The sequence below is a fragment of the Bacillus sp. CGMCC 1.60114 genome, from assembly GCF_042676365.1.
Classification (GTDB): domain Bacteria; phylum Bacillota; class Bacilli; order Bacillales; family Bacillaceae_G; genus Bacillus_A; species Bacillus_A rhizoplanae_A.
In genome coordinates this window covers 1-3,011 of record NZ_JBHTHG010000045.1, presented here as the reverse complement: position 1 = coordinate 3,011, position 3,011 = coordinate 1, and the positions used below count along the sequence as shown (strand labels likewise).

Sequence of the window (3,011 nt, the reverse complement as noted above, 5' to 3'; positions counted from 1 at the left end):
AAGCATAAACCATAAACAGTTTGGTAAATGAAGAACAATGTTTAGGAAGTAGCTAGTAATTGTTGAAGTTCATTGTACGTTGAAAAGGCGGAGTCTCTTTGAAGGGGTACAGCCGAGATACGTGTAAAAATAGGTCATAGACTTACTTTTATTTCCAATATGATTTGAAACTGGATTTTTTATAAAAAACAAGTAAGTAGAACTGTAATTATAAAACATTGAATAAGGTAGATGACAAATCTAATACCCTGCTTGTTTCCTTTTCTTTAAACAAGTAGAGTATTGGATTCTAAATAAATTTATACTTGTTTTGCTTTACTACGTTGCTTATTAAAAAACATTGAAACAATTAATAATAATACTCCTATTGCAAATAAAATTAGGTTATTTGACGAAATTACTTCATCTTTCCAATATGCTAAAAATATTAATAAACCGTGTCTAACTGAAAAAAACAATCCTAATCCAAATATTGAAAGTAAATATGGAGATTTATTCATTTCCTTTTTTCTCCTTTTTGTCACTATATTAACACATTTAGTATTAACTTATTAAATTAATACTTATCAAACTTATTTTCTGATGCCTTTTAGTTAAAACTTTAGCATAAAACAATTTTCATTTTTTACCTATTATCACACACTCTAATCATACAATTGAAAAGAAGTATTTTCAGTAACTAACGAATGGATGATTAGGGTTAACCCATAGTAGACAAAGCCAGGTTTTTCATTGTAAATAAACTTTATTTGGAATAAAATAAAGTTATCAATAAATGTCATAGATGAATATGGTAAAATATACATAGAGTAACAGCTCAAAAAGTAAAATGGTGATTCAAGTTAAAAAAGTACTCCTGTGGGTGCTTTTTTTGTTGTCTTACAAATACAGAGGGGATTTCATCATGAATATTATCGACTTAGAACTAGTACGAAAGAGAAAGAGCAAGGAAAATAAAATGATTACAATACCCATTATCGAACGGGTTTTTGAAGTAAATGGAGAAATTCAGTTTGAAGTAGCTGGCGAAAAAGAAGTTCCCATTTCTTGGCTAGAAAAGGAATAGATATTCTTAAAAAGAAGAGAAATTCAGTTATAATATGAGCTCTTAAATATGTATATTTGTTTATAACAAATTGTACCATATATAATTATAACTATTTCTGTAAAGAATCCTTATATTACAAGGATTCTTTTTTTGTACCAAAAGGTACACCTTTAGACACATTTTTAACTTTAATGTATTTAGGGGTAGCACGCCATCACCATCAACCTAAGAAAAGCAAATACCCCTAAATATACATTTTCTCATTTTAGGGGCGTTATAAATTTCTTAAGTTGATGGGCATGTAAGGTGACCCCTAGTAGTTCATCTTGAATCGAGAGATTCATAAGAAAACGTCATCCTTTCTAATTTAGCTTGTTTAGAAAGGATAACGTTTTTTGGTATTTGAGGGTATTAAAATTTCCTGAGTTGATGGGCATGTATAGTGACCCCTACTACATCTAAAGCAATATGTTCATATTGTTTTAGGTGCCTTTTTACAATATAATCATATTATAAAAAAGGAGGAGGATATGAATGCCTAAAATAGTTGATCAAATACAAAGGAAAAATCAGATAGCCACTGCTACTTGGCGTGTAATATTAGAAAAAGGTATCGATAAAGCTTCCATACAGCAAATCGCTGATGAAGCAAACATTTCGGTTGGACTTGTTCAGCATCATTTTTCGTCTAAAAATGAATTAATTCATTATGCAATGAATTTAGTATTGAATCGAATGGAAGAACGGGCAAAAACTCGTACAAGTGATTTTAAGGGAACAAAAGAAGAAGCACTTAGAAGATTAATGAAATTTATTATTCCTACTAATAAAGAAGAAATGTTGGAAGGGAAGGTTTGGATTATATTTCTGGGTATATCCTTTAGTTCCCCAGAGCTTCTTGAACTTCGGAAGAAAATGGATGACCATACGAGGTATCTTATGGGAATAATTCTAGATTTAATGAAGGATCTAGGATACGTCACACCAGGCTATAATAGAGATTTTGAATTGGAGATACTGTACGGATTTATCGATGGACTAGTAATTCATGTCCTTCAAACACCAGAATCATATTCAGAAGAAAAAGTAAATCAACTTATTGAGTATTATTTAAAAGAAAAAAAGAGGGATTAATTGCATGAATAAAGTTTTCATTATTATTCTTGTAGTCGTTATTGTATTGATCATTAGGCAGCTTATCCCTAAGAGAGTAGATAGCTTCGATCTTCTTGGTATACCAATCATGGCTATAATCAGAACTTATATTGGTCTTCCAAATAGATTGGACTTTATAATTACAATTGAATTAATTAGCTTGCTTATCTTAGGAGCGATAGTTGGTTATTGGCAAGCTAAGAGGGTGAAAGTCTTTCATCATAACAATCAATTATGTAGTGTTGGAGGCTATACCTATATTATCGGATGGATTATTATGCTTTTGGGAAGAATTGTTATTTTATTGCTATTCGACCTTAACTCTCTCATATCGAGATTTCATGCAGGACATGAACAATTTACGAATGAAATAATTAAAGTTCTTTCTCATGCTGGAGATTGGTTAATATGGTCTACTATCCTTGCATCTTCCATAATGTATACCGTTACCTTATATAAGGATCACCCGGATATCAAGAAATTTATACATGCTCGTTTTAAAGAAATTAAACAACGGATAAAACATTAATTTAACTAACACGAATTGTGAAAGTATGTATTCGTTATTATAGGAGTGCCACCTATACCCAGCAACTTAATAAAAAACGTTATCCTTTCTAATAATCTAGCTTGTTTAGAAAGAATAACGTTTTTTATTTTTTAGGATAGTGAATATTCTTAAGTTGATGGACATGGGGTACAGACACACATCCATCAACTTAAGGATTTAGACTATTTTTGAAGTTAAAAGCACGTTACTATTCTCTTATGTTAATAAGAAAGGGTGACGTGCTTTTTTATGAATATG

The 3,011-nt window shown here is 30.4% G+C and carries 4 protein-coding genes; 3 read left to right on the top strand and 1 reads right to left on the bottom strand.

Features of this window, described 5'->3' with window-relative positions:
• Positions 1 to 299 precede the first annotated feature (299 nt).
• Positions 300 to 500, bottom strand: coding sequence for a hypothetical protein (locus tag ACFQZ1_RS10385; protein WP_377882116.1), 201 nt, complete (start codon positions 498 to 500; stop codon positions 300 to 302).
• A gap of 404 nt (positions 501 to 904) precedes the next feature.
• On the opposite strand from ACFQZ1_RS10385, the gene ACFQZ1_RS10380 reads away from it, so the two are divergent.
• The 3 genes from ACFQZ1_RS10380 to ACFQZ1_RS10370 all read left to right on the top strand — a co-directional run bounded on the left by ACFQZ1_RS10380 (position 905) and on the right by ACFQZ1_RS10370 (position 2,732).
• Positions 905 to 1,066 carry a hypothetical protein gene (locus tag ACFQZ1_RS10380; RefSeq protein ID WP_377882114.1) on the top strand — a complete coding sequence of 54 codons (162 nt, stop codon included), beginning with the start codon at positions 905 to 907 and terminating at the stop codon, positions 1,064 to 1,066.
• A 516-nt stretch (positions 1,067 to 1,582) separates the two neighbouring features.
• Entirely contained in the window at positions 1,583 to 2,182 is a 600-nt protein-coding gene (locus ACFQZ1_RS10375) for a TetR/AcrR family transcriptional regulator (protein WP_098136413.1), read from the top strand.
• Between the two features lie 4 nt (positions 2,183 to 2,186).
• On the top strand, positions 2,187 to 2,732 hold the full coding sequence (locus ACFQZ1_RS10370) for a hypothetical protein (RefSeq protein ID WP_090914491.1): 546 nt from the start codon (positions 2,187 to 2,189) through the stop codon (positions 2,730 to 2,732).
• Positions 2,733 to 3,011 lie beyond the last annotated feature (279 nt).